The organism is Pseudomonas glycinis, from assembly GCF_054871425.1.
This window is the reverse complement of sequence record NZ_JBTYHF010000010.1, coordinates 242,700-263,048: the sequence shown is the minus strand read 5'-3', so window position 1 is coordinate 263,048 and position 20,349 is coordinate 242,700. Positions and strand designations below refer to the sequence as shown.

The following is a 20,349-nucleotide window of genomic DNA, read 5'->3' as shown; positions in this document are numbered from 1 at the left end:
AGGTCACGCATCATGGCTAATTCAGGCGATGTTTCCGAAGCAATCGCTCGAGGTCATTCGCAGTCGACTGCACTTTGTGAACTGGCCTTGAATGTTGCCTGCCGGGCGAGTGAGAACTCTGCTCGGCGGTGTAATTCAGGCCTCATGTCACCTGCGCTCGTTACAACCGCAAACTCCACCGTTACGTAGCGAAAGCCCCGTAGGACGGCCTCGCGCCCTGGTGAATTGCGTTGGTCAGGGCCGGTCTTTGACCGTGGTTCCGCTGTCCAGGCCGCTTTTGGCGGCGTTCGCGACTATAGCAGCAATGATTAAGTGCTTCAATTCCATAAAAATTGTTATCATCCGCGGCATGACAACTACTGCCCCTTCGACTCCAGGCGTTCAACTGCTTGAAGTCTCGCCGGAGTATGCCGGCCAACGAATCGACAACTTTCTCCTCGCCCGGCTCAAAGGCGTGCCCAAGACCTTGATCTACCGCATTTTGCGCAAAGGCGAAGTGCGTGTGAACAAAGGTCGGATCAAGCCCGAATACAAGCTGCAGGCCGGCGATATCGTACGCGTGCCGCCGGTTCGCGTGCCTGAGCGCGACGAACCGGTGCCGCTGGCCCAGGGGCTGTTGCAGCGCCTGGAAGCCTCGATTGTCTTCGAAGACAAGGCCCTGATCGTGATCAACAAGCCCGCCGGCATTGCGGTTCATGGCGGCAGCGGGCTGAATTTCGGCGTGATCGAAGCCTTTCGTCAGTTGCGTCCCGACGCCAAGGAGCTGGAGCTGGTTCACCGTCTCGACCGTGACACCTCCGGCCTGCTGATGATCGCCAAAAAACGCAGCATGTTGCGCCATCTGCACGAGCAGCTGCGTGGCGATGGCGTCGACAAGCGCTACATGGCGCTGGTCCGTGGCAACTGGGCAACCTCGACCAAGCAGGTTCGCGCACCGTTGCTCAAGAGCAATCTGCGCTCCGGCGAGCGCATGGTCGAAGTCAATGACGAGGGCAAAGAAGCCCTGACGCTATTCAAGGTGCTGCGCCGCTTCGGCGATTTTGCCACCATGGTCGAGGCGAAACCGGTTACCGGTCGTACCCACCAGATTCGCGTGCACACCTTGCATGCTGGCCATTGCATTGCCGGTGACAGCAAGTATGGCGACGAGGATTTCACCAAGGAAATCCGCGATCTGGGTGGTAAGCGCCTGTTCCTGCACGCCTACATGCTGACCGTGCCGCTGCCCGACGGCGGCAAGCTGAATCTGCAAGCGCCCGTCGATGAAATGTGGGCCAAGACCGTGGAGCGATTGAGTGCGCCCATCTGATTACAAGCTGTTGATTTTCGACTGGGACGGCACCCTTGCCGATTCCATTCATCGGATCGTCGAGGCGATGCACTCGGCGTCCGGGCGTTCCGGTTTCGAGCTGCGCGATGACTTCGCCGTCAAAGGCATCATCGGTCTCGGCTTGCCGGAAGCGATTCGTACGCTGTATCCCGAAATCAGCGATGCAGAAATGCTCGCGTTTCGCGAGTACTACGCCGATCACTACATCGCTGCCGAAGCCGTGCCTTCGCCGCTGTTCGAAGGGGTGGTCGAGTCGATGGCATCGTTTCGCGAGCAGGGTTATCACCTGGCGGTAGCGACCGGCAAGAACCGTCGCGGGCTGGATCGGGTACTCAAGGCCAATGGCTGGGAAGATTATTTCGATATCACCCGCGCTGCCGATGAAACTGCCAGCAAGCCACACCCTCTGATGCTTGAGCAGATTGTCAGCCACTGCGGCGTACGCCCGGAGCAGGCGTTGATGGTCGGTGATTCGTCGTTCGATCTGCTGATGGCGCGCAACGCGGGAATGGATTCGGTGGCGGTCAGTTATGGCGCGCAATCGATCGAGTCCCTGCAACAGTTCGAGCCGCGTCTGTCGATCGACCGTTTTTCTGAATTGCACGCCTGGCTGGGTCAGCGGGCTTAATACGTTTTTGCTGGGGTAGATGGCATGACCGACGAATGGAAAGCACCGGCCAAGGCAAGTGCCGACGACGGTGACGCGAAAAGCTGGAAGCTGTTGGAAAAGACTTTGCTGGCCGGCGTGCAGGAACAACGCCGTTCGCGGCGCTGGGGGATTTTCTTCAAGCTGCTGACGTTTGTTTATCTGTTTGTTGCGCTGCTGCTGTTCACGCCGCTGATGGACATGGAAAAAAGCGCCACCCGCGGCCCGAACTACACGGCGTTGATCGAGATCGATGGTGTAATCGCCGACAAAGAGCCGGCCAGCGCTGACAATATCGTTGGCAGTCTGCGCGCGGCGTTCGAAGACAAGAAGGTCAAGGGCGTGGTCCTGCGCATCAACAGTCCGGGCGGCAGTCCGGTGCAGTCCGGTTATGTCTATGACGAGATCAAGCGTCTGCGTGGCCTGCATCCAGAGATCAAGCTCTACGCAGTGATTTCCGATCTTGGTGCTTCGGGCGCCTATTACATCGCCAGCGCGGCGGATCAGATCTACGCCGACAAGGCCAGTCTGGTCGGCTCAATCGGCGTGACAGCAGCGGGTTACGGTTTTGTCGGCACCATGGAAAAACTCGGGGTTGAGCGCCGCACCTATACCTCGGGCGAGCACAAGGCATTCCTTGATCCGTTCCAGCCGCAAAAGCCTGAAGAAACCGCCTTCTGGCAAAGCGTGCTCGACACCACGCACAAGCAGTTCATCAACAGCGTCAAGCAGGGTCGTGGTGATCGCCTGAAGGACAAAGAGCATCCGGAGCTGTTTTCCGGGCTGGTCTGGTCGGGTGAGCAGGCGCTGCCGCTGGGTCTGATCGATGGCTTGGGCAGTGCCAGTTCGGTGGCGCGTGATGTGATTGGCGAGAAGGAGCTGGTGGACTTCACCGTGCAGGAATCGCCGTTCGATCGCTTCTCGAAAAAGCTCGGCGCCAGCGTGGCCGAGCAGTTGGCGATGTGGATGGGTTTCCACGGGCCTTCGTTGCGGTAAGACGTTTCAAGGTCGAAAGATCGCAGTCGGCGGCAACTCTTGCACGGATCGGTGTAGGAGCTGCCGAAGGCTGCGATCTTTTGCTTTCAAGGGATTTGCACGCCTTCGACCAACAACATATCGATCAGGCGAATCAGCGGCAGGCCGATCAGGCTGGTGGCATCCGGGCCTTCGGTCGATTGAAACAGGCTCACGCCCAGTCCTTCGGCCTTGAAGCTGCCGGCGCAGTCGTACGGTTGCTCGATGCGCAGGTAGCGTTCGATGCGCGCCTGATCCAGCTGACGCATGTGCACGGTAAACGGCACGCAGTCGACCTGGCATTGCCCGGTGTGGCTGTTGAGCAGTGCCAGGCCGGTCAGGAAGGTCACGCTCGCGCCGCTCGCCGCCATCAATTGCTCGCGAGCCTTCTCGAAGGTGTGCGGCTTGCCGATGATCTGTTCGCCGAGGACGGCGACCTGATCCGAGCCAATGATCAGATGAGCAGGGTGGCTGTCCGCCAGAGCGCGGGCTTTTTCCTCGGCGAGGCGTTTGACCAGATCGATCGCGGACTCGCCCGGGCGGTGGCTTTCGTCGATGTCCGGCGAGCTGCAGACGAACGGCAGGTGCAGGCGGGCGAGCAATTCGCGGCGATAAGTCGAGCTTGAAGCGAGTAATAAAGGCAGCATGGACGTCTCCTGAGGCAGGTGCGGATTCTAGCGGAGGCGCGCAAGTGACGGACAGGGCACAATTTCCTTTGACATGGGTGGGTGCATCCCTATAATGCTGCGCCTATGTTGAATGACCCGATTCCACCTCACGTTGACCCGCGCAAATTGGCTGACCGTGGCACCACCCTTCAAGGTGAACTGCTGCTGGCCGATTTGAAGAGACTCTGCGACCCGCTTTCCGACGATGTCGGTACGGTGCAGGCCAAATTCGTTTTTGAACGAGATGAACGTAAGTCTGTGGTCATCCACAGCTTTATCGACACCGAAGTCAAAATGGTTTGCCAGCGTTGTCTTGAGCTGGTCACCCTGCCGATCCACAGCGAATGCAGTTACGCGGTGGTGAAGGAGGGTGCGAATACCCAGTCGTTGCCGAAAGGTTATGACGTGCTGGAACTGGGCGAAGATCCATTGGATCTGCAGTCACTGATCGAGGAGGAGCTTCTGCTCGCCTTGCCCATTGTGCCTGCTCATCATCCGGAAGAATGCCAGCAGCCGGCGGGAGCAGATGAGCCCGAACCGAGCGAGGACGAGGTAACGCGGTCCAACCCGTTCAGTGTATTGGCGCAGTTAAAGCGTGACCCAAACGTTTAGGAGTTAATCAATTATGGCTGTTCAGCAGAACAAAAAATCCCGCTCTGCCCGTGACATGCGCCGTTCGCACGACGCTCTCGAGGCTAGCACCCTGTCTGTAGAAAAAACCACTGGTGAAGTTCACCTGCGTCACCACGTATCGCCAGAAGGCGTATACCGTGGCCGTAAAGTGATCGACAAGGGCGCTGACGAGTAATCACTTGTCTGCTCAAGTCATCGCGATTGACGCAATGGGCGGGGACTTCGGTCCCCGCAGCATTGTTCAGGCCAGTCTCGCTTGCCTGTCTGCTACACCCTCGCTGCACCTGACCCTCGTCGGTCAACCCTCCCTTCTTGAAGAACTGATCCACGGCCAGTCGGCTGCCGATCGCGCGCGCCTCACGATTGTTGCGGCCAGCGAAGTCATCACCATGGACGAAAAACCCGCTCAGGCCCTGCGTGGCAAGCCGGATTCGTCGATGCGTGTAGCCCTTGAACTGCTGCGCGATGGCAAGGTGCAGGCCTGTGTCAGTGCCGGCAATACGGGTGCGTTGATGGCCTTGTCGCGATTCGTGCTGAAGACATTGCCCGGCATTGATCGGCCGGCCATGGTCGCGGCGATTCCGACGCAGACCGGTTATTGCCAACTGCTCGATCTGGGCGCCAACGTCGATTGCAGTGCCGAGCACCTGTTGCAGTTCGCGGTGATGGGCTCGGTCGCTGCGCAGACTCTGGGTATCGCCCGTCCGCGTGTGGCACTGCTGAACATCGGCACCGAGGACATCAAGGGCAATCAGCAGGTCAAACTGGCCGCAACGTTGTTGCAGGCCGCGCGCGGGATCAACTACATCGGTTTTATCGAAGGCGACGGCTTGTATCGCGGTGAGGCCGACGTGGTGGTGTGTGACGGCTTCGTCGGCAACATCCTGCTCAAGTCCAGCGAAGGTCTGGCGACGATGATTGCGGCGCGCATCGAGGCCCTGTTCAAGAAAAACTTGGCCTCGCGCGCTGTCGGCGCTCTCGCGCTGCCGTTGATGAAACGTCTGCAAGCTGATCTGGCCCCGGCGCGACATAATGGCGCAAGCTTTCTCGGCTTGCAGGGCATCGTTGTGAAAAGCCACGGATCGGCCGGGGTACAGGGCTTTCAGAGTGCCATTCAACGGGCGCTGATCGAGATTCAGGAGAACCTGCCCGAGCGTCTCCACGGTCGTCTGGAGGAACTGTTGTCTTAGGCGTTTTCGTCGGACAATGCTTAAATGTGACCGCCCGGTTCAAAGGGCCATCCAAACTGTCAGTTTCTGGCGTCCCCAACGGGGCGTTATTTTCCGACGACAAGATCATTAGGGGCTTGTTACATGTCTGCTTCCCTCGCATTCGTCTTTCCAGGACAGGGTTCGCAGTCCCTCGGCATGCTGGCCGAGCTGGGCGCGCAACATCCGCTGATCCTCGAAACCTTTCAAGAAGCCTCTGCTGCGCTGGGCTACGACCTGTGGGCACTGACCCAACAGGGCCCGGAAGAGCTGCTCAATCAAACCGACAAAACCCAACCGGCCATTCTGACCGCTTCGATCGCCCTGTGGCGTCTGTGGCTGGCCGAAGGCGGCGCGCGTCCGGCGTTTGTCGCCGGCCATAGCCTGGGTGAATATAGCGCGCTGGTCGCTGCCGGCAGCCTGAGCCTGGCTGACGCGGTCAAGCTCGTCGAGCGCCGTGGTCAGTTGATGCAGGAAGCGGTGCCGGCCGGGCAGGGCGGCATGGCCGCGATCCTCGGCCTGGAAGATGCCGACGTGCTGGCTGCCTGCGCCGAAGCGGCGCAAGGCGAAGTCGTCAGCGCGGTGAACTTCAACTCGCCGGGCCAAGTGGTGATCGCCGGTGCCAAGGCGGCTGTCGAGCGCGCCATCGAGGGTTGCAAGGCCCGTGGTGCCAAGCGCGCCATGCCGTTGCCAGTGAGCGTGCCGTCGCACTGCGAGCTGATGCGTCCGGCTGCCGAGCGCTTCGCTGAATCCATCGCCGCCATCGACTGGCAGGCGCCGCAGATCCCCGTGGTGCAGAACGTCAGTGCGCAAGTGCCGGCCGATCTGGAAACCCTCAAGCGCGATCTGCTCGAACAGCTCTACAAGCCAGTGCGCTGGGTTGAGTCGGTTCAGACTTTGGCCGCCAAGGGCGCGACCAATCTGGTCGAATGCGGCCCGGGCAAAGTCCTCGCTGGCCTGAACAAACGTTGCGCCGAAGGCGTTTCGACTTCCAATCTCAATACCCCAGATGCCTTCGCTGCCGCTCGCGCAGCGCAGGCCTGAATCAGGAGAAACTTGCATGAGTCTGCAAGGTAAAGTTGCACTGGTTACCGGTGCAAGCCGCGGTATCGGCCAGGCCATCGCGCTGGAACTGGGTCGTCAGGGCGCCATCGTTGTCGGCACCGCGACCTCCGCGTCGGGCGCCGAGCGCATTGCCGCGACCCTGAAGGAAAACGGTATCCAGGGCGCCGGTTTCGAACTCAATGTCACCAGCGACGAATCGGTCAGCGCCGTGCTGGCAGGCATTCAGGAGCAGTTCGGTGCGCCGGTGGCGATTCTGGTCAATAATGCCGGTATCACCCGCGATAACCTGATGATGCGCATGAAAGACGACGAGTGGTACGACGTGATCGATACCAACCTGAACAGTCTGTATCGCCTGTCCAAGGGCGTTTTGCGTGGCATGACCAAGGCGCGCTGGGGTCGAATTATCAGTATTGGCTCGGTGGTGGGTGCCATGGGCAACGCCGGCCAAGTAAACTATGCAGCCGCCAAGGCCGGTCTGGAAGGTTTCAGCCGGGCGATGGCGCGTGAAGTCGGTTCGCGTTCGATTACGGTCAACTCGGTAACCCCTGGGTTCATCGACACCGATATGACCCGCGAGCTGCCTGAAGCACAGCGTGAAGCCTTGCAGACGCAGATTCCGCTGGGTCGTCTGGGGCAAGCTCAAGAGATCGCGTCCGTGGTCGCTTTTCTTGCATCCGACGGTGCGGCATACGTTACCGGGGCTACAATCCCGGTGAACGGTGGGATGTACATGTAAGTAAAATGTGACGGATTGCTTCAAAAAAATGTCATACGAGCTGTCTAAAATCCGTTATAAAGCTGCAATCTATTTATAGGCAGAGGGCCGCAGGGTTTGAGGAGTGAAGCTTTCAGTTGAAAAACTGAAAAGGCTTTCTATACACTTACCCACTGGCCAGCTGCCTGAATTTGTCCATTAGGAGTGAAAACAAGGTATGAGCACCATCGAAGAGCGCGTCAAGAAAATCGTTGCCGAGCAACTGGGTGTTAAAGAAGAAGAAGTGGTCAACACCGCTTCCTTCGTAGAAGACCTGGGTGCCGACTCCCTTGACACCGTTGAGCTGGTGATGGCTCTGGAAGAGGAATTCGAAACCGAAATCCCTGACGAAGAAGCTGAAAAGATCACTACTGTACAAGCTGCAATCGACTACGTTACCAGCCACCAGGCGTAACAGTTTGTAATCGTTGCTTGCTGTCATGGAAAAACCGCACTGCCATCATGGCGTGCGGTTTTTTCTTTAGGCCTGATGCAAAGTCGTCATTTGAAAAAGGAGAGTGCTGTGTCGCGTAGACGCGTCGTAGTCACCGGTATGGGTATGTTGTCGCCACTGGGCACGGATGTGCCGAGCAGTTGGCAGGGCATTCTGGCTGGCCGCAGTGGCATTGGTCTGATCGAACACACCGACCTTTCTGCCTATTCGACCCGCTTCGGTGGTTCGGTCAAAGGCTTCAATGTCGAGGAATACCTGTCGGTCAAGGAAGCGCGCAAGCTCGACCTGTTCATTCAGTACGGCCTCGCCGCAGGCTTCCAAGCCGTGCGCAACGCCGGTCTGGAAGTCACCGATGCCAACCGTGAACGCATTGGCGTGGCCATGGGTTCGGGGATTGGCGGTCTGACCAACATCGAAGAGACCAGCCGCACCCTGCACGAGACCGGTCCGCGACGGATCTCGCCGTTCTTTGTGCCTGGCTCGATCATCAATATGATTTCCGGTTTCCTGTCGATCCATCTGGGCGCACAGGGACCCAACTACGCCATCGCCACCGCGTGCACCACCGGTACGCACTGCATCGGCATGGCGGCGCGCAACATCATGTACGACGAAGCCGACGTGATGATTGCCGGCGGCGCGGAAATGGCCGCTTGCGGTCTGGGCATGGGCGGCTTCGGCGCGTCCCGTGCGCTGTCGACCCGCAACGACGAGCCGACCCGCGCCAGCCGTCCATGGGACAAGGGTCGGGACGGTTTCGTCCTGTCCGACGGTGCTGGCGCTCTGGTTCTTGAAGAACTGGAACACGCCAAGGCCCGTGGCGCGACGATCTACGCCGAGCTGATCGGTTTCGGCACCAGTGGCGATGCGTTCCACATGACCTCGCCACCCGCCGACGGCGCCGGTGCCGCGCGCTGCATCACCAATGCCCTGCGCGATGCGAAAATCAACGTCGACCAAGTGCAGTACATCAACGCCCACGGCACCTCGACCCCGGCCGGCGACCTTGCCGAAGCCAACGCGATCAAGTCGGTGTTCGGCGATCACGCCTACAAACTGGCCGTCAGCTCGACCAAGTCGATGACTGGCCACCTGTTGGGTGCGGCGGGCGCGGTCGAAGCGATTTTCAGCGTGCTGGCGATCAACAGCCAGGTGGCACCGCCGACCATCAACCTTGATGAGCCGGACGAAGGCTGCGATCTCGATTTCGTTGCGCACACCGCGCGTAACATGGACATCGATGTCGTGCTGTCCAACTCCTTCGGTTTTGGCGGCACCAACGGCACGCTGGCGTTCCGTCGGTTCGCCGGCTGATGGACAGCTGGGTCGACGGTCAACCGGCTGACGCGCTGTCGCTGAAAGATCGCGGCCTGGCTTACGGCGATGGCCTGTTCGAGACCATTGCCGTGCGCAGTGGACAGCCGGTTCTGCTGGATCGACACCTGACGCGCCTGGCCGATGGCTGCGCGCGTCTGGCCATTGCGACCGACCTCGAGCTGGTTCGCCATGAGCTGCTCAGCTATGCCGCTGCGATGGGCGAGGGCGTGCTCAAGCTCATCCTCACGCGTGGCGACGGCTTGCGCGGTTATGCGCCCGATCCTGCGGCGCAGGGCCGACGCATTCTGCAAGGCAATCCGCCGGCGGCTTATCCCGCTGCCCATGCCGAGCACGGCATTCGCCTGTTTCCCTGCAACACGCGTTTATCTACGCAGCCGTTGTTGGCCGGGCTCAAACATCTGAATCGACTGGAACAGGTGCTCGCCCGCGCCGAATGGCAGGACAGCGAGCATGCCGAAGGCTTGATGCTTGATCAGGCCGGGCGCGTCGTCGAAGGTGTGTACAGCAATATTTTCCTGGTGCGCGACGGTGGTCTGATCACGCCCGACTTGAAGCGCTGCGGCGTCGCTGGGGTGATGCGCGCGGAAATTTTGTTTCAGGCCGAGTCGCTGGCCATCCCCACGCAAATCGCCGATATCCGCCTCGAACAGCTGCAATGGGCTGATGAAGTGTTTGTCTGCAACAGCGTTTATGGCGTCTGGCCGGTACGCGCCTGTGCTGCACTGAGCTGGCCGGTTGGCCCGCTCACCCGTAAACTGCAAACCATTGCCCGCGCGCTACTGGATGCTTGATTCGTGAGACGTAAACTTTTGCTGCTGCTGGAAACCGGACTGGTTCTGGCAGGGCTGCTGTTGGGCGCCAGCGCCTGGAAAATTCATTCGGCGCTGGAACAGCCCCTGAACATCCCGCAGGAACAACTGCTGGATGTGCCGAAAGGCTCTACACCGACCCGTACCTTCCTTGAACTCGAAACCGATGGCGTCATCAAGGACGCGTTCTGGCTGCGCGTCTACTGGCGCTTCAATCTTGCCGGCACGCCGATTCACAGCGGCGAATACCGCATGCAGCCGGGCATGACCGTCAACGGTCTGATCGAATCGTGGAAGCGCGGCGACGTGGTTCAGTACAGCCTGACCCTGGTCGAAGGCTGGACTTTCCATCAAGTGCGCGCCGCCCTGGCCAAGGACGACAAGCTCGAGCAGACCCTCACCGGCCTGAGCGACAGCGACGTCATGGCGAAGATCGGCCACAAAGGCTTGTTCCCGGAAGGCCGGTTTTTCCCGGATACCTATCGCTTCGTGCGCGGCATGTCCGATGCCGAGCTGTTGAAAAAAGCCTTTGATCGTCTCGATGAGGTGCTCGCCAAAGAGTGGGCGCAGCGTTCTGCCGACGTGCCTTACAGCGAACCTTATCAAGCGCTGATCATGGCCTCGCTGGTCGAGAAAGAGACCGGCGTTCCGCAGGAGCGCGGGCAGATTGCCGGCGTCTTTGTACGGCGCATGGCGCTGGGCATGCAGTTGCAGACCGATCCGACGGTGATTTATGGCCTCGGTGATCGCTACACCGGCAAACTGACCCGCGCGCATCTGAAAGAACCGACGCCCTATAACACTTACGTGATTCCCGGTTTGCCACCGACGCCGATTGCGATGGTCGGGCGCGAAGCGATTCATGCTGCGCTCAACCCGGTGGAAGGCAGCAGCCTGTATTTCGTCGCCCGTGGCGATGGCAGCCATGTGTTCTCCGATGATCTGGATGCGCACAACAACGCGGTGCGCGAATACCAGCTCAAGCGCCGTGCCGATTACCGTTCCAGCCCGGCACCAGTAACCGCGCCGGCCACCGATGAGGCCATTCCGGCGGCCTCGCCGAACACCGCGCCCGAGGTGCTGCCCGAAGTGCCATCGAAAGCGCCGCCGCAAGATCCGGCGCCAGCCCAAGAACCGGACGCCGCTGCACCACAGAACGCGCAATGACTTTGATGAAGGACTGCCTGTGACTGGCTTGTTTATTACCCTGGAAGGCCCGGAAGGCGCGGGCAAGAGCACCAATCGCGAATACCTCGCCGAGCGCCTGCGCGCCGCCGGTATCGAAGTGCTGCTCACCCGTGAGCCCGGCGGTACACCGCTGGCCGAGCGGATTCGTGACGTGTTGCTGACCCCGGCCGACGAAGTGATGCACCCGGACGCCGAGCTGTTGCTGGTGTTCGCCGCGCGCGCCCAGCACCTGGCCGAGGTGATTCGCCCGGCGCTGGCCCGTGGCGCTGTGGTGCTGTGTGATCGTTTCACCGACTCGACATACGCCTATCAGGGCGGCGGTCGTGGTTTGTCGCTGGAACGCATCGCCACCCTGGAAACTTTCGTGCAGGGTGACTTGCGGCCCGATCTGACACTTATTTTCGATCTGCCCGTAGAGATCGGTCTGGCCCGCGCCAGTGCCCGTGGCCGACTGGATCGTTTCGAACTCGAAGGCCGGGCGTTTTTCGAAAACGTGCGCAATGCGTTCCTGAAACGCGCCGAAGCCGACCCGTCGCGCTACGTGCGCATCGATGCCGGTCAGCCATTGGCCAAGGTCCAGCAATCGCTGGACACCTTGCTACCGAATTTGCTGGAGCTGGCCCGTGGCTGAGGCCTATCCATGGCAGGACAACCTCTGGCAGCAACTGGCCGGACGCAGTCAGCATGCCCACGCGTATCTGCTGCACGGTCCGGCCGGGATCGGCAAGCGTGCGCTGGCCGAACGCTTGATGGCCAGCCTGCTGTGTCAGCGTCCTACGCCTGAGGCGTGCGGCGAATGCAAATCCTGCTTGCTGCTCAAGGCCGGCAGTCATCCGGACAATTACATCCTGGAACCGGAAGAGGCGGACAAGGCGATCAAGGTCGATCAGGTTCGTGATCTGGTCAGTTTCGTCGTGCAGACCGCGCAGCTCGGCGGGCGCAAAGTGGTGTTGATCGAGCCGGTCGAGTCGATGAACATCAACGCTGCCAACGCCTTGCTCAAAAGCCTTGAAGAGCCGTCCGGCGATACTGTTCTGCTGTTGGTCAGCCACCAGCCCAGCCGGTTGTTGCCAACCATCAAGAGCCGTTGCGTGCAGCAGGCCTGCCCGTTGCCGGGCGAGGCGATGAGCCTGCAATGGCTGGCTCAGGCGCTGCCGGATTGCGCGGAAGAAGAGCGCGTCGAACTGCTGACGCTGGCCGCCGGGTCGCCGCTGATGGCGGTCAGCCTGCAGTCGCAAGGTGTGCGTGAACAACGTGCACAAGTGGTCGAAGGCGTAAAGAAGTTGCTCAAGGGCCAGCAATCGCCGACGCAACTGGCGGAAGAGTGGAAAAGCATTCCGATGTTGCGTCTGTTCGACTGGTTCTGCGACTGGTCGAGCCTGATCCTGCGCTATCAACTGACTCAGGACGAAGGCGGCCTCGGCCTGGCCGATATGCGCAAGGTCGTGCAGTACCTGGCGCAGAAAAGCGCGCAGGGCAAAGTGCTGGATATTCAGGACTGGATTCTCGCCCAACGGCAGAAAGTGTTGAGCAAGGCCAACCTCAATCCGGCCCTGTTGCTGGAAGCATTGTTGGTGCAATGGGTGGGATTGCCTGGTCAAAGATAAGAATGTGTACCTAGACTCTGAAGATCAGCAGTGGAGGTGAACATGATTGAACCTGTCAGCCCGGGGCCGCGTAACGGCATCTTGTCCCTGACCATCAAGGACAAGTCGGTGCTTTACGCCGCCTACATGCCGTTCATCAAGAATGGTGGTCTGTTCATCCCGACCAACAAAAGCTACCGGTTGGGCGACGAGGTGTTCATGCTGTTGCACCTGATGGACGAAGCGGAAAAAATCCCCGTCGCCGGCAAAGTCGCCTGGATCACCCCCAAAGGTGCACAAGGCAATCGCGCCGCCGGTGTCGGCGTGCAGTTCAATGACGGCGACGACACTGCGCGCAGTCGCATCGAAACTCATCTGGCCGGAGCGCTGAAATCCGACCGTCCCACTCATACGATGTAAGTTGCAGTCCTTTTTATGCTCGTAGATTCCCATTGCCACCTTGATCGTCTCGACCTCTCCGCCCATGACGGCTCGCTGGATGCCGCACTCGCTGCGGCCCGCGAGCGTGGGGTCGGACACTTTCTGTGCATCGGCGTCAGTGCCGACAACGCCGCCGACGTCAAAGCCCTCGCCGAGCGGTATGCCGATGTTGATTGTTCGGTCGGCGTGCATCCGCTGGATGTTCAGCCGGGCGCGGCTCCTGCGCTGGACTGGCTTCTGCACGAACTCAATCATCCGAAAGTGGTGGCGATCGGCGAAACCGGTCTCGACTATCACTACGAGCCGGAAGCCGCCGAGTTGCAGCAGGAGTCGTTTCGCCTGCACCTGCAAGCGGCGCAGCAGACCGGCAAACCGGTGATCATCCACACCCGTGGCGCCCGTGCCGACACCCTCGAACTGCTGCGCGAAGCGGCGCTGCCCCAGGCGGGCGTGTTGCATTGCTTCACCGAAGACTGGGACATGGCCAAAGCGGCGCTGGACATGGGTTATTACATTTCCCTGTCGGGCATTGTTACGTTCCGCAATGCCGACGCCTTGCGTGACGTGGCGAGCAAAGTGCCGGCCGATCGCCTGCTGGTGGAAACCGACTCGCCGTACCTGGCGCCGATCCCGTATCGCGGCAAGCCGAACCTCCCGCAGTACGTGCGCGAAGTGGCGGAGTTTCTGGCGATGTTGCGTGGTGAGAACTACGAGCGCTTTGCCGAGCAGACCACAGAGAACTTCAAGCGTCTGTTCCCGCTGGCGAGTGTTAAATCTGCCCTGTGACGGCTGGCCAAATCGCAGGCAAAAAAAACCCGGGTTCTGGGGGGTGAATCCGGGTTAAGACCATTAGGAGTAAAACAAAGGCACGCGGTCCGTTGGTACCTTTATCGGCGCGACACTTGGGGGAGATGTCGCCCGACAGTTCAAGTATTGATCAGTCTGGCGTGCAGTCCAGTGAGCCGGTGGGGGTTTTTAAACAAATTTGGAATACGTTTGCTTCAGTTGAGTTCTCATTGCACCCGAATCGTTCTCGAAATGAACAAGAAACACAGATTTGGTCGATGAACCGTGCTTTTTTGCGCAAGTTAGGCATAATACGCGGCTTCGAATTTTGACCCTTCAGACCTTTTTCTTATGCATAAAGAACCTCGTAAGGTCCGTGAATTTCGTCGCCGCGAGCAGGAAATTCTCGATACCGCGCTCAAGCTGTTCCTCGACCAGGGTGAAGACAGTGTCACCGTCGAGATGATTGCTGATGCTGTGGGTATCGGCAAAGGCACGATCTACAAGCACTTCAAATCCAAGGCGGAGATCTACTTGCGCCTGATGCTCGACTACGAGCGCGATCTGAACGAGCTGCTGCATTCGGCGGATGTCGACAAGGACAAGGAAGCGCTGTCGCGCGCCTACTTCGAATTCCGCATGCGCGACCCGCAGCGCTATCGCCTGTTCGACCGCCTCGAAGAGAAAGTGGTCAAGGGCAATCAGGTGCCGGAGATGGTCGAGGAGCTGCACAAGATCCGTGCCTCGAACTTCGAACGCCTGACCCTGCTGATCAAGGGTCGCATCAGCGAAGGCAAGCTCGAAGACGTGCCGCCGTACTTCCACTACTGCGCATCCTGGGCGCTGGTGCACGGCGCGGTGGCGCTGTATCACTCGCCGTTCTGGAGCAATGTGCTGGAAGATCAGGAAGGCTTCTTCCAGTTCCTGATGGACATCGGCGTGCGCATGGGCAACAAGCGCAAGCGCGACCCGGAAACGCCGAGCACATAAGTCATTCAGCGGGCTGATTGCGCCGTGTTTTCGCAACATGGCGCAATAGCGCAGGAATATACTCAGGCATAGGGCTTGCTAAAACCTGATTTCTCAGTCAAGTTTTGCTCGCTCGATTTTCTTTCGCCGGAGTGTTTCATGATCGTTGACCGTCAAGGCAGGCGTTTTCGCAATCTGCGCATCAGCCTGACCTCTGCCTGCAATTACGCCTGTACCTACTGTGTGCCCAACGGCAAGCGGTTGGTCGCTGCGCAGGATGAACTGTCGGCCGAAGCCATGGCGCGCGGCGTCGAATACCTGATCGAAGCGGCCGGCATCGAGCGCCTGCGCATCACCGGCGGCGAGCCACTGGTCAGCCCCAAACTCGAATCGTTCATGACTGCCGTCGGCCAGATGGGCCTCGACGACATCAGTCTGACCACCAACGGTCAACTCCTCGCGAAAAAACTGCCGCTGCTGGTCGACGCCGGTCTGCGCCGGATCAACGTTTCCCTGGATACCCTTGATGCCGCGGCTTTTCGCAGCATCGCCCGTGGCGGCGATCTGGCCAGCGTGCTCGATGGCATGGATCAGGCTGCCGCCGCCGGGATGAAGATCAAGGTCAACATGGTGCCGTTGCGCGGGCAGAACCTCGATCAGGTCATGCCGCTGCTTGATTACTGTCTGGAGCGCGGCTTCGAACTGCGCTTCATCGAGCTGATGCGCATGGGCCACCTGGCCAAGGATTCCAATGCCTTCCTGCAGCAGTTCGTCAGCCTTGAGCAGTTGCTCGGCCTGATTGGCGAACGTTATGAATACGCCCAGACCGACGCACCGGTGGACGCCACGGCTGTGCGCTATGCGATTCCCGGTCGCGGCAATTTCGGGGTGATCGCCAACGAAAGCGTGCCGTTCTGCCGCACTTGTTCGCGCTTGCGGCTGTCGTCGACCGGTTGGCTGCATGGCTGCCTGTCGTCGAGCAACCGCCACTATGTCGGCGATCTGCTCGACAAGCCGCGCCACCAGGCGTTGCCGGCGCTGCAACGTTTGCTGGTGAAGGCGTTGGGTGACAAGCAGGAGGTGGCGTTCTCCGGTGGTGCGACCGTCATGAAGATCATTGGCGGCTGATTAACCGCCTTCGCGAGCAGGCTCGCTCCCACAGGGAACGCCTTTCAAGGAAAATGCCGAGCTGGCGCAAAAGCTGCATCCAACGGCCATTCGCCGGTTTTCCGACACCGGCTTCTGGAGGAATAGGATGCGTAGCCTGGTTTTGCTGCTGGCCGTTTTGGCGCTTGGTGGCTGCATGAATGTCAGCGATATGGCCGAAGGCACTCGGTATCACATGAGCGATGCGGGGCTTCTGGACCACAGCGACAGCCGCCGGGTGAACAATCTCCGCATTCAGCCGGACTCGTTCATCTTCATCGCCCAGGGTGCGTTCGCACCGCCGGGTGGTTCCTATCCGCGGCCGAACGTGGTCGCCGAAGAAGCCTTCAAGGGCTTTGTCGAATATTTCCCGATGGTCCGCCGCGCCCGTGCGCCGGAAGGCCTCGATCAAGCCATGGGCGAAGCCCGTGATGCCGGCGCGCATTATCTGCTCTACACACGTTTCGCCAAGGCTGACGACCGCATCGGCAACTCTGACGAGTGGCTGGATCAGGAGGCGGTGGATCGCCTCGGTATCGACGGCGGCGTGATTCAGATCATGTTGATCGAGACCAGCACCCAGTATTTGATTGATACTGCACGGATCAAGAGTCGTGGCGGTTTACTGACGTTCCATGACTCCAAACCCGAAGACCTCATCGGTCCGCCGCTGGCGCAATACGCACGCAGCCTGCTGGGGATCGGCGACCAGTAATCAAGGAGTACGCCATGAGTGACCCGCAAACAGCCAATGACCTGCTGGGGCAGATCCCCAAGACCAAAGGCCTGCCACCGGTGCATTTGTGGAACCCGGATTTCTGCGGCGACATCGACATGCGCATTGCCCGCGACGGCACCTGGTACTACCTGGGCACGCCGATCGGGCGCAAGCCGATGGTCAAACTGTTCTCCACCATCATCCGCCGCGACGGCGATGATTATTTCCTGATCACCCCGGTGGAGAAGGTCGGGATCAAGGTCGATGATGCGCCGTTCGTAGCGGTTGCCGTGGAAGTGCAAGGCGAGGGCGAGGCGCAGGTTTTGCGCTTTACCAGCAACGTCGAGGAAACCATCGAGGCGGGGGCTGAACATCCGATCCGCGTCGAGATCAATCCTGAGACCCAGGAGCCTGCGCCTTATGTGCATGTGCGCAGCAACCTTGAAGCGTTGATTCACCGCAATGTGTTTTACCAGTTGGTGGAACTGGCGGTGAGCCGCGAGATTGATGGCCAGCGCTGGTTAGGCGTGTGGAGTGGCGGCGAATTCTTTCGCATCGGCCTGGAACCCTGACACAACATCAAAATGTGGGAGCGAGCCTGCTCGCGAAGGCGCTGTATCAGTCGCCAGCAATGTTGACTGACACGACGCTTTCGCGAGCAGGCTCGCTCCCACAAAGGTTTGTGCAAGCTGAAAAAAATCCGATTGACTGTTATTCGTATGATGATTAGCGTAGGCACCCGTCGCGATTCGCCTTGAGGTGTACATGTCCAGCAGCTTTCATGCGTCGACCGTTGACTGGCTGGGCAGTTGGATTGCTGCCGGTCAGGTCAAGCCGGGGCAGACCATCAAGGTCGAGGCGGATCTGGGCGAACAGCTTGGTGTCAGCCGCACGGTGATTCGCGAAGCCATCAAAACCCTCGTCGCCAAAGGCATGCTCGAAGTCGGGCCGAAAGTCGGCACGCGGGTGTTGCCGGTCCGGCGCTGGAATCTGTTCGATCCGCAAGTGGTCGGTTGGCTATCGCGCAATGGGTTGCCGGAAAACTTCGTCGATGACCTGCTGGATTTGCGCCGCACCATTGAACCGATGGCGGTGCGCTGGGCCTGTGAGCGCGCAACGCCGGAGCAGATCGAAGCGGTGCAACTGGCTTTCAATGCACTGGAGCGTGCGGTCGACAGTGGCATCGATTACAACCGTGCCGACCAGGCCTTCCACGAATGCATCCTGGCCGCCAGCCATAATCAGTTCATCGAACAAATGGTCCCGGCCCTCGGCGCGTTGCTGGCGGTGTCGTTCGAAGTCTCCGCCGCCGACCCCGATGAACTGCGCCGCACCTTGCCGATCCATAAAGACATGGCCGATGCCATCGCCGCGCGCGATTCGACCCGTGGCGTGTGGGCGTGCATGACCTTGATCGACAATGCCGACCTGGCGATAAAACGCTTTTACCCGAAAGTCATGGCCAGTAGAAAAGCTAGCTGAAAATGTCGAGACATCCTGTGGGAGCGAGCTTGCTCGCGAATGCGTCAGGTCAGATAAATCATCATTGACTGACACTCCGCCTTTGCGAGCAAGCTCGCTCCCACAGTAAAACAACAACTCAGAAGGACTTGATATGCCGTTCACCGCCCTGACCCAACACCGCGCGCAACTCGGCGAAGGCCCGTTCTGGGATGCGCCGACCCAGGCGTTGTACTGGGTCGATATCGCCGGTAAGCAAGCGTTGCGCCTGATCGGTCAGAACGTGCAGATCTGGCAGATGCCCGAGCACATCTCCGCCTTCATTCCTTGCGCCAGCGGCGATGCGCTGGTGACATTGAGCAGTGGTGTCTACCGGCTCGATCTCGATTCACCCGGGCTTGAGCCTCGGTTGACACTGTTCTGCGTCGCCGACCCGCAACCGGGCAACCGCCCCAACGAAGCCCGTTGCGATGCCTTGGGCCGGTTGTGGTTGGGCACCATGCAAAACAACATCGGCGAGCACGGCGAGGATCTGCCGCTGGTGCGCCGTTCCGGTGGCCTGTTCCGTATCGATCCCGATCAACGCGTGACACCGCTGCTGCTCGGTCTGGGCATCCCCAACACCCTGCTGTGGAGTGACGACGGCACCACGCTGCTGTTTGGTGAAAGCCTCGACAGCACGCTCAATCGATATTTCATCCGCACCGACGGCAGTCTCGATGCGCCGCAGGTGTTTTACTCGTCCGATCAACACGGCGGCCCCGACGGCTCGGCGATGGATGCCGAAGGCTACGTGTGGAATGCACGCTGGGACGGCAGTTGCCTGTTGCGCCTGAAGCCGGACGGGCAGGTGGATCGCAAGATCGATCTGCCGGTCAGTCGCCCGACCAGTTGTGTGTTTGGTGGCGAAGACTTGAAAACCCTGTTTATCACCAGTGCCAGGAGCCCGCTGAATCATCCTTTGGACGGTGCGGTGCTGAGCATGCGCGTTGATGTTGCAGGAAAACTCTGTACGCGTTTTGCTGGCTAGATCCCAAAATATGGGATGCAAAATTATATATTGAGATTATTTGGCGGTCGGGTTTATAGTCGGCTCCAGCAGTAACACGCACTCACACTTAAAAAGAACAAAACAGGTGAAGTGATGCAGCGAATTCTTCTCGCCCGCGCAAGCGGGATCCGCCTTTCGTCACGGCTTGATGCCGTCGGCGACGCTTGCCTGTTTCTTTTCCCGAGCCGTCAGAACCGGAAATCAACCGATGCCCGGTTTTTTTGCGCCTGCGTGCAGGAGGCCTGAGCCATGGCTGAAGCGCTGACATTGCCACCAGTGCCGTCGCCGCCGAAAGGCGAGCGGCTGAAAAACAAGGTCGTGTTGCTGACCGGGGCCGCTCAGGGCATCGGCGAAGCTATCGTTGCCGCGTTCGCCTCGCAGCAAGCCAGATTACTCATCAGCGATATCCAGGCCGACAAGGTCGAGCAGGTCGCCGCTCATTGGCGCGATCAGGGCCATGACGTGCAGGCGCTCAAGGTCGACGTATCGAATCAGCAGGATCTGCATGCCCTGGCCCGACGCGCGGTGGAATTGCATGGCCGCATCGATGTGCTGGTCAACTGCGCCGGGGTCAATGTGTTCCGCGATCCTTTGCAGATGACCGAAGAAGACTGGCGCCGCTGCTTTGCCATCGATCTGGACGGCGCCTGGTATGGTTGCAAAGCCGTGCTGCCGCAGATGATCGAGCAGGGCGTGGGCAGCATCATCAACATCGCCTCGACTCATTCCAGCCACATCATTCCCGGCTGCTTTCCGTACCCGGTAGCCAAGCACGGCTTGCTCGGCCTGACCCGTGCACTCGGCATCGAATACGCGGCCAAAGGCATTCGCGTTAACGCCATCGCGCCGGGCTACATCGAAACGCAGCTGAACGTCGATTACTGGAATGGCTTTGCCGATCCGCATGCCGAGCGTCAACGCGCCTTTGACCTGCACCCGCCCAAGCGCATCGGCCAGCCGATCGAAGTGGCAATGACGGCGGTATTTCTGGCCAGCGATGAGGCACCGTTTATCAACGCTTCGTGCATCACCATCGATGGTGGCCGCTCGGTGATGTACCACGACTGAACAAAACGGATCT

24 protein-coding genes are annotated in these 20,349 nt (G+C 59.8%); 23 read left to right on the top strand and 1 reads right to left on the bottom strand.

The window, feature by feature from the left end; translation table 11 throughout:
- Positions 1-349 precede the first annotated feature (349 nt).
- The 3 genes from rluC to sppA are packed head-to-tail and all read left to right on the top strand — an operon-like array spanning position 350 to position 2,972.
- Positions 350-1,309, top strand: coding sequence for a 23S rRNA pseudouridine(955/2504/2580) synthase RluC (gene rluC, locus ACYSTU_RS23485; protein ID WP_499001879.1), 960 nt, complete (start codon positions 350-352; stop codon positions 1,307-1,309).
- Positions 1,296-1,958 (top strand): HAD-IA family hydrolase, encoded by a 663-nt coding sequence (locus ACYSTU_RS23480; protein ID WP_016770993.1) that lies wholly within the window; start codon positions 1,296-1,298, stop codon positions 1,956-1,958. The genes rluC and ACYSTU_RS23480 overlap by 14 nt, the downstream gene beginning before the upstream one ends.
- A gap of 24 nt (positions 1,959-1,982) precedes the next feature.
- Complete coding sequence (sppA, locus tag ACYSTU_RS23475; protein WP_071173216.1) at positions 1,983-2,972, top strand: signal peptide peptidase SppA; 990 nt, start codon at positions 1,983-1,985, stop codon at positions 2,970-2,972.
- Between the two features lie 86 nt (positions 2,973-3,058).
- On the opposite strand, the gene ACYSTU_RS23470 is transcribed toward sppA, so the two are convergent.
- Positions 3,059-3,637, bottom strand: a complete 579-nt coding sequence (locus tag ACYSTU_RS23470) for a Maf family protein (RefSeq protein ID WP_016770991.1) — start codon at positions 3,635-3,637, stop codon at positions 3,059-3,061.
- A gap of 105 nt (positions 3,638-3,742) precedes the next feature.
- On the opposite strand from ACYSTU_RS23470, the gene ACYSTU_RS23465 reads away from it, so the two are divergent.
- From ACYSTU_RS23465 to ACYSTU_RS23370, 20 genes are all read left to right on the top strand, one after another.
- Complete coding sequence (locus ACYSTU_RS23465) at positions 3,743-4,270, top strand: YceD family protein (protein WP_003204262.1); 528 nt, start codon at positions 3,743-3,745, stop codon at positions 4,268-4,270.
- 13 nt (positions 4,271-4,283) lie between these two features.
- Complete coding sequence (rpmF, locus tag ACYSTU_RS23460) at positions 4,284-4,466, top strand: 50S ribosomal protein L32 (RefSeq protein ID WP_003179396.1); 183 nt, start codon at positions 4,284-4,286, stop codon at positions 4,464-4,466.
- Between the two features lie 4 nt (positions 4,467-4,470).
- On the top strand, positions 4,471-5,481 hold the full coding sequence (gene plsX, locus ACYSTU_RS23455; RefSeq protein ID WP_083387041.1) for a phosphate acyltransferase PlsX: 1,011 nt from the start codon (positions 4,471-4,473) through the stop codon (positions 5,479-5,481).
- A gap of 123 nt (positions 5,482-5,604) precedes the next feature.
- Positions 5,605-6,543 (top strand): ACP S-malonyltransferase, encoded by a 939-nt coding sequence (fabD, locus tag ACYSTU_RS23450; RefSeq protein ID WP_024013921.1) that lies wholly within the window; start codon positions 5,605-5,607, stop codon positions 6,541-6,543.
- 16 nt (positions 6,544-6,559) lie between these two features.
- A complete protein-coding gene (gene fabG, locus ACYSTU_RS23445; protein WP_016770989.1) occupies positions 6,560-7,303 on the top strand; it encodes a 3-oxoacyl-ACP reductase FabG in 744 nt (247 codons plus the stop codon).
- 196 nt (positions 7,304-7,499) lie between these two features.
- On the top strand, positions 7,500-7,736 hold the full coding sequence (gene acpP, locus ACYSTU_RS23440; RefSeq protein WP_003175607.1) for an acyl carrier protein: 237 nt from the start codon (positions 7,500-7,502) through the stop codon (positions 7,734-7,736).
- Positions 7,737-7,844: 108 nt separating this feature from the next.
- Positions 7,845-9,089 carry a beta-ketoacyl-ACP synthase II gene (gene fabF, locus ACYSTU_RS23435; RefSeq protein WP_038860467.1) on the top strand — a complete coding sequence of 415 codons (1,245 nt, stop codon included), beginning with the start codon at positions 7,845-7,847 and terminating at the stop codon, positions 9,087-9,089.
- A complete protein-coding gene (gene pabC, locus ACYSTU_RS23430) occupies positions 9,089-9,904 on the top strand; it encodes an aminodeoxychorismate lyase (protein WP_476312811.1) in 816 nt (271 codons plus the stop codon). Before fabF ends, pabC begins: the two co-directional genes overlap by 1 nt.
- A gap of 3 nt (positions 9,905-9,907) precedes the next feature.
- Positions 9,908-11,089, top strand: coding sequence for an endolytic transglycosylase MltG (mltG, locus tag ACYSTU_RS23425; protein ID WP_125917280.1), 1,182 nt, complete (start codon positions 9,908-9,910; stop codon positions 11,087-11,089).
- Between the two features lie 19 nt (positions 11,090-11,108).
- Positions 11,109-11,741 carry a dTMP kinase gene (tmk, locus tag ACYSTU_RS23420; RefSeq protein ID WP_016770985.1) on the top strand — a complete coding sequence of 211 codons (633 nt, stop codon included), beginning with the start codon at positions 11,109-11,111 and terminating at the stop codon, positions 11,739-11,741.
- Positions 11,734-12,717 carry a DNA polymerase III subunit delta' gene (locus ACYSTU_RS23415; protein ID WP_499001872.1) on the top strand — a complete coding sequence of 328 codons (984 nt, stop codon included), beginning with the start codon at positions 11,734-11,736 and terminating at the stop codon, positions 12,715-12,717. The genes tmk and ACYSTU_RS23415 overlap by 8 nt, the downstream gene beginning before the upstream one ends.
- Positions 12,718-12,759: 42 nt before the next feature.
- Positions 12,760-13,116: a PilZ domain-containing protein gene (locus ACYSTU_RS23410; protein ID WP_016770983.1), complete on the top strand. Its 357-nt coding sequence runs from the start codon at positions 12,760-12,762 to the stop codon at positions 13,114-13,116.
- Positions 13,117-13,131: 15 nt separating this feature from the next.
- Positions 13,132-13,923: a TatD family hydrolase gene (locus ACYSTU_RS23405; RefSeq protein ID WP_499001869.1), complete on the top strand. Its 792-nt coding sequence runs from the start codon at positions 13,132-13,134 to the stop codon at positions 13,921-13,923.
- Between the two features lie 351 nt (positions 13,924-14,274).
- On the top strand, positions 14,275-14,913 hold the full coding sequence (locus ACYSTU_RS23400) for a TetR/AcrR family transcriptional regulator (RefSeq protein ID WP_016770981.1): 639 nt from the start codon (positions 14,275-14,277) through the stop codon (positions 14,911-14,913).
- A gap of 138 nt (positions 14,914-15,051) precedes the next feature.
- The gene (locus tag ACYSTU_RS23395; RefSeq protein ID WP_076563802.1) at positions 15,052-16,020 is read left to right on the top strand and encodes a GTP 3',8-cyclase MoaA; all 969 of its coding nucleotides are present in this window, start codon (positions 15,052-15,054) and stop codon (positions 16,018-16,020) included.
- Positions 16,021-16,147: 127 nt separating this feature from the next.
- Entirely contained in the window at positions 16,148-16,753 is a 606-nt protein-coding gene (locus ACYSTU_RS23390; RefSeq protein WP_016770979.1) for a DUF4823 domain-containing protein, read from the top strand.
- A 14-nt stretch (positions 16,754-16,767) separates the two neighbouring features.
- Positions 16,768-17,328 (top strand): DUF1285 domain-containing protein, encoded by a 561-nt coding sequence (locus ACYSTU_RS23385; protein WP_122602287.1) that lies wholly within the window; start codon positions 16,768-16,770, stop codon positions 17,326-17,328.
- Between the two features lie 193 nt (positions 17,329-17,521).
- On the top strand, positions 17,522-18,238 hold the full coding sequence (locus ACYSTU_RS23380) for a FadR/GntR family transcriptional regulator (RefSeq protein ID WP_016770977.1): 717 nt from the start codon (positions 17,522-17,524) through the stop codon (positions 18,236-18,238).
- Positions 18,239-18,371: 133 nt separating this feature from the next.
- Positions 18,372-19,247: an SMP-30/gluconolactonase/LRE family protein gene (locus ACYSTU_RS23375; RefSeq protein ID WP_499001864.1), complete on the top strand. Its 876-nt coding sequence runs from the start codon at positions 18,372-18,374 to the stop codon at positions 19,245-19,247.
- A 270-nt stretch (positions 19,248-19,517) separates the two neighbouring features.
- Entirely contained in the window at positions 19,518-20,336 is an 819-nt protein-coding gene (locus ACYSTU_RS23370) for an SDR family oxidoreductase (RefSeq protein ID WP_499001862.1), read from the top strand.
- Positions 20,337-20,349 lie beyond the last annotated feature (13 nt).

Bases quoted from the DNA above. Each gene is read 5' to 3' on its own strand.
- rluC (WP_499001879.1), top strand. From the start codon at position 350: ATGACAACTACTGCCCCTTCGACTCCAGGCGTTCAACTGCTTGAAGTC.
- sppA (WP_071173216.1), top strand. From the start codon at position 1,983: ATGACCGACGAATGGAAAGCACCGGCCAAGGCAAGTGCCGACGACGGT.
- ACYSTU_RS23470 (WP_016770991.1), bottom strand. From the start codon at position 3,637: ATGCTGCCTTTATTACTCGCTTCAAGCTCGACTTATCGCCGCGAATTG.
- ACYSTU_RS23465 (WP_003204262.1), top strand. From the start codon at position 3,743: ATGTTGAATGACCCGATTCCACCTCACGTTGACCCGCGCAAATTGGCT.
- rpmF (WP_003179396.1), top strand. From the start codon at position 4,284: ATGGCTGTTCAGCAGAACAAAAAATCCCGCTCTGCCCGTGACATGCGC.
- fabD (WP_024013921.1), top strand. From the start codon at position 5,605: ATGTCTGCTTCCCTCGCATTCGTCTTTCCAGGACAGGGTTCGCAGTCC.
- fabG (WP_016770989.1), top strand. From the start codon at position 6,560: ATGAGTCTGCAAGGTAAAGTTGCACTGGTTACCGGTGCAAGCCGCGGT.
- acpP (WP_003175607.1), top strand. From the start codon at position 7,500: ATGAGCACCATCGAAGAGCGCGTCAAGAAAATCGTTGCCGAGCAACTG.
- pabC (WP_476312811.1), top strand. From the start codon at position 9,089: ATGGACAGCTGGGTCGACGGTCAACCGGCTGACGCGCTGTCGCTGAAA.
- ACYSTU_RS23410 (WP_016770983.1), top strand. From the start codon at position 12,760: ATGATTGAACCTGTCAGCCCGGGGCCGCGTAACGGCATCTTGTCCCTG.
- ACYSTU_RS23405 (WP_499001869.1), top strand. From the start codon at position 13,132: ATGCTCGTAGATTCCCATTGCCACCTTGATCGTCTCGACCTCTCCGCC.
- ACYSTU_RS23400 (WP_016770981.1), top strand. From the start codon at position 14,275: ATGCATAAAGAACCTCGTAAGGTCCGTGAATTTCGTCGCCGCGAGCAG.
- ACYSTU_RS23395 (WP_076563802.1), top strand. From the start codon at position 15,052: ATGATCGTTGACCGTCAAGGCAGGCGTTTTCGCAATCTGCGCATCAGC.
- ACYSTU_RS23390 (WP_016770979.1), top strand. From the start codon at position 16,148: ATGCGTAGCCTGGTTTTGCTGCTGGCCGTTTTGGCGCTTGGTGGCTGC.
- ACYSTU_RS23385 (WP_122602287.1), top strand. From the start codon at position 16,768: ATGAGTGACCCGCAAACAGCCAATGACCTGCTGGGGCAGATCCCCAAG.
- ACYSTU_RS23380 (WP_016770977.1), top strand. From the start codon at position 17,522: ATGTCCAGCAGCTTTCATGCGTCGACCGTTGACTGGCTGGGCAGTTGG.
- ACYSTU_RS23375 (WP_499001864.1), top strand. From the start codon at position 18,372: ATGCCGTTCACCGCCCTGACCCAACACCGCGCGCAACTCGGCGAAGGC.
- ACYSTU_RS23370 (WP_499001862.1), top strand. From the start codon at position 19,518: ATGGCTGAAGCGCTGACATTGCCACCAGTGCCGTCGCCGCCGAAAGGC.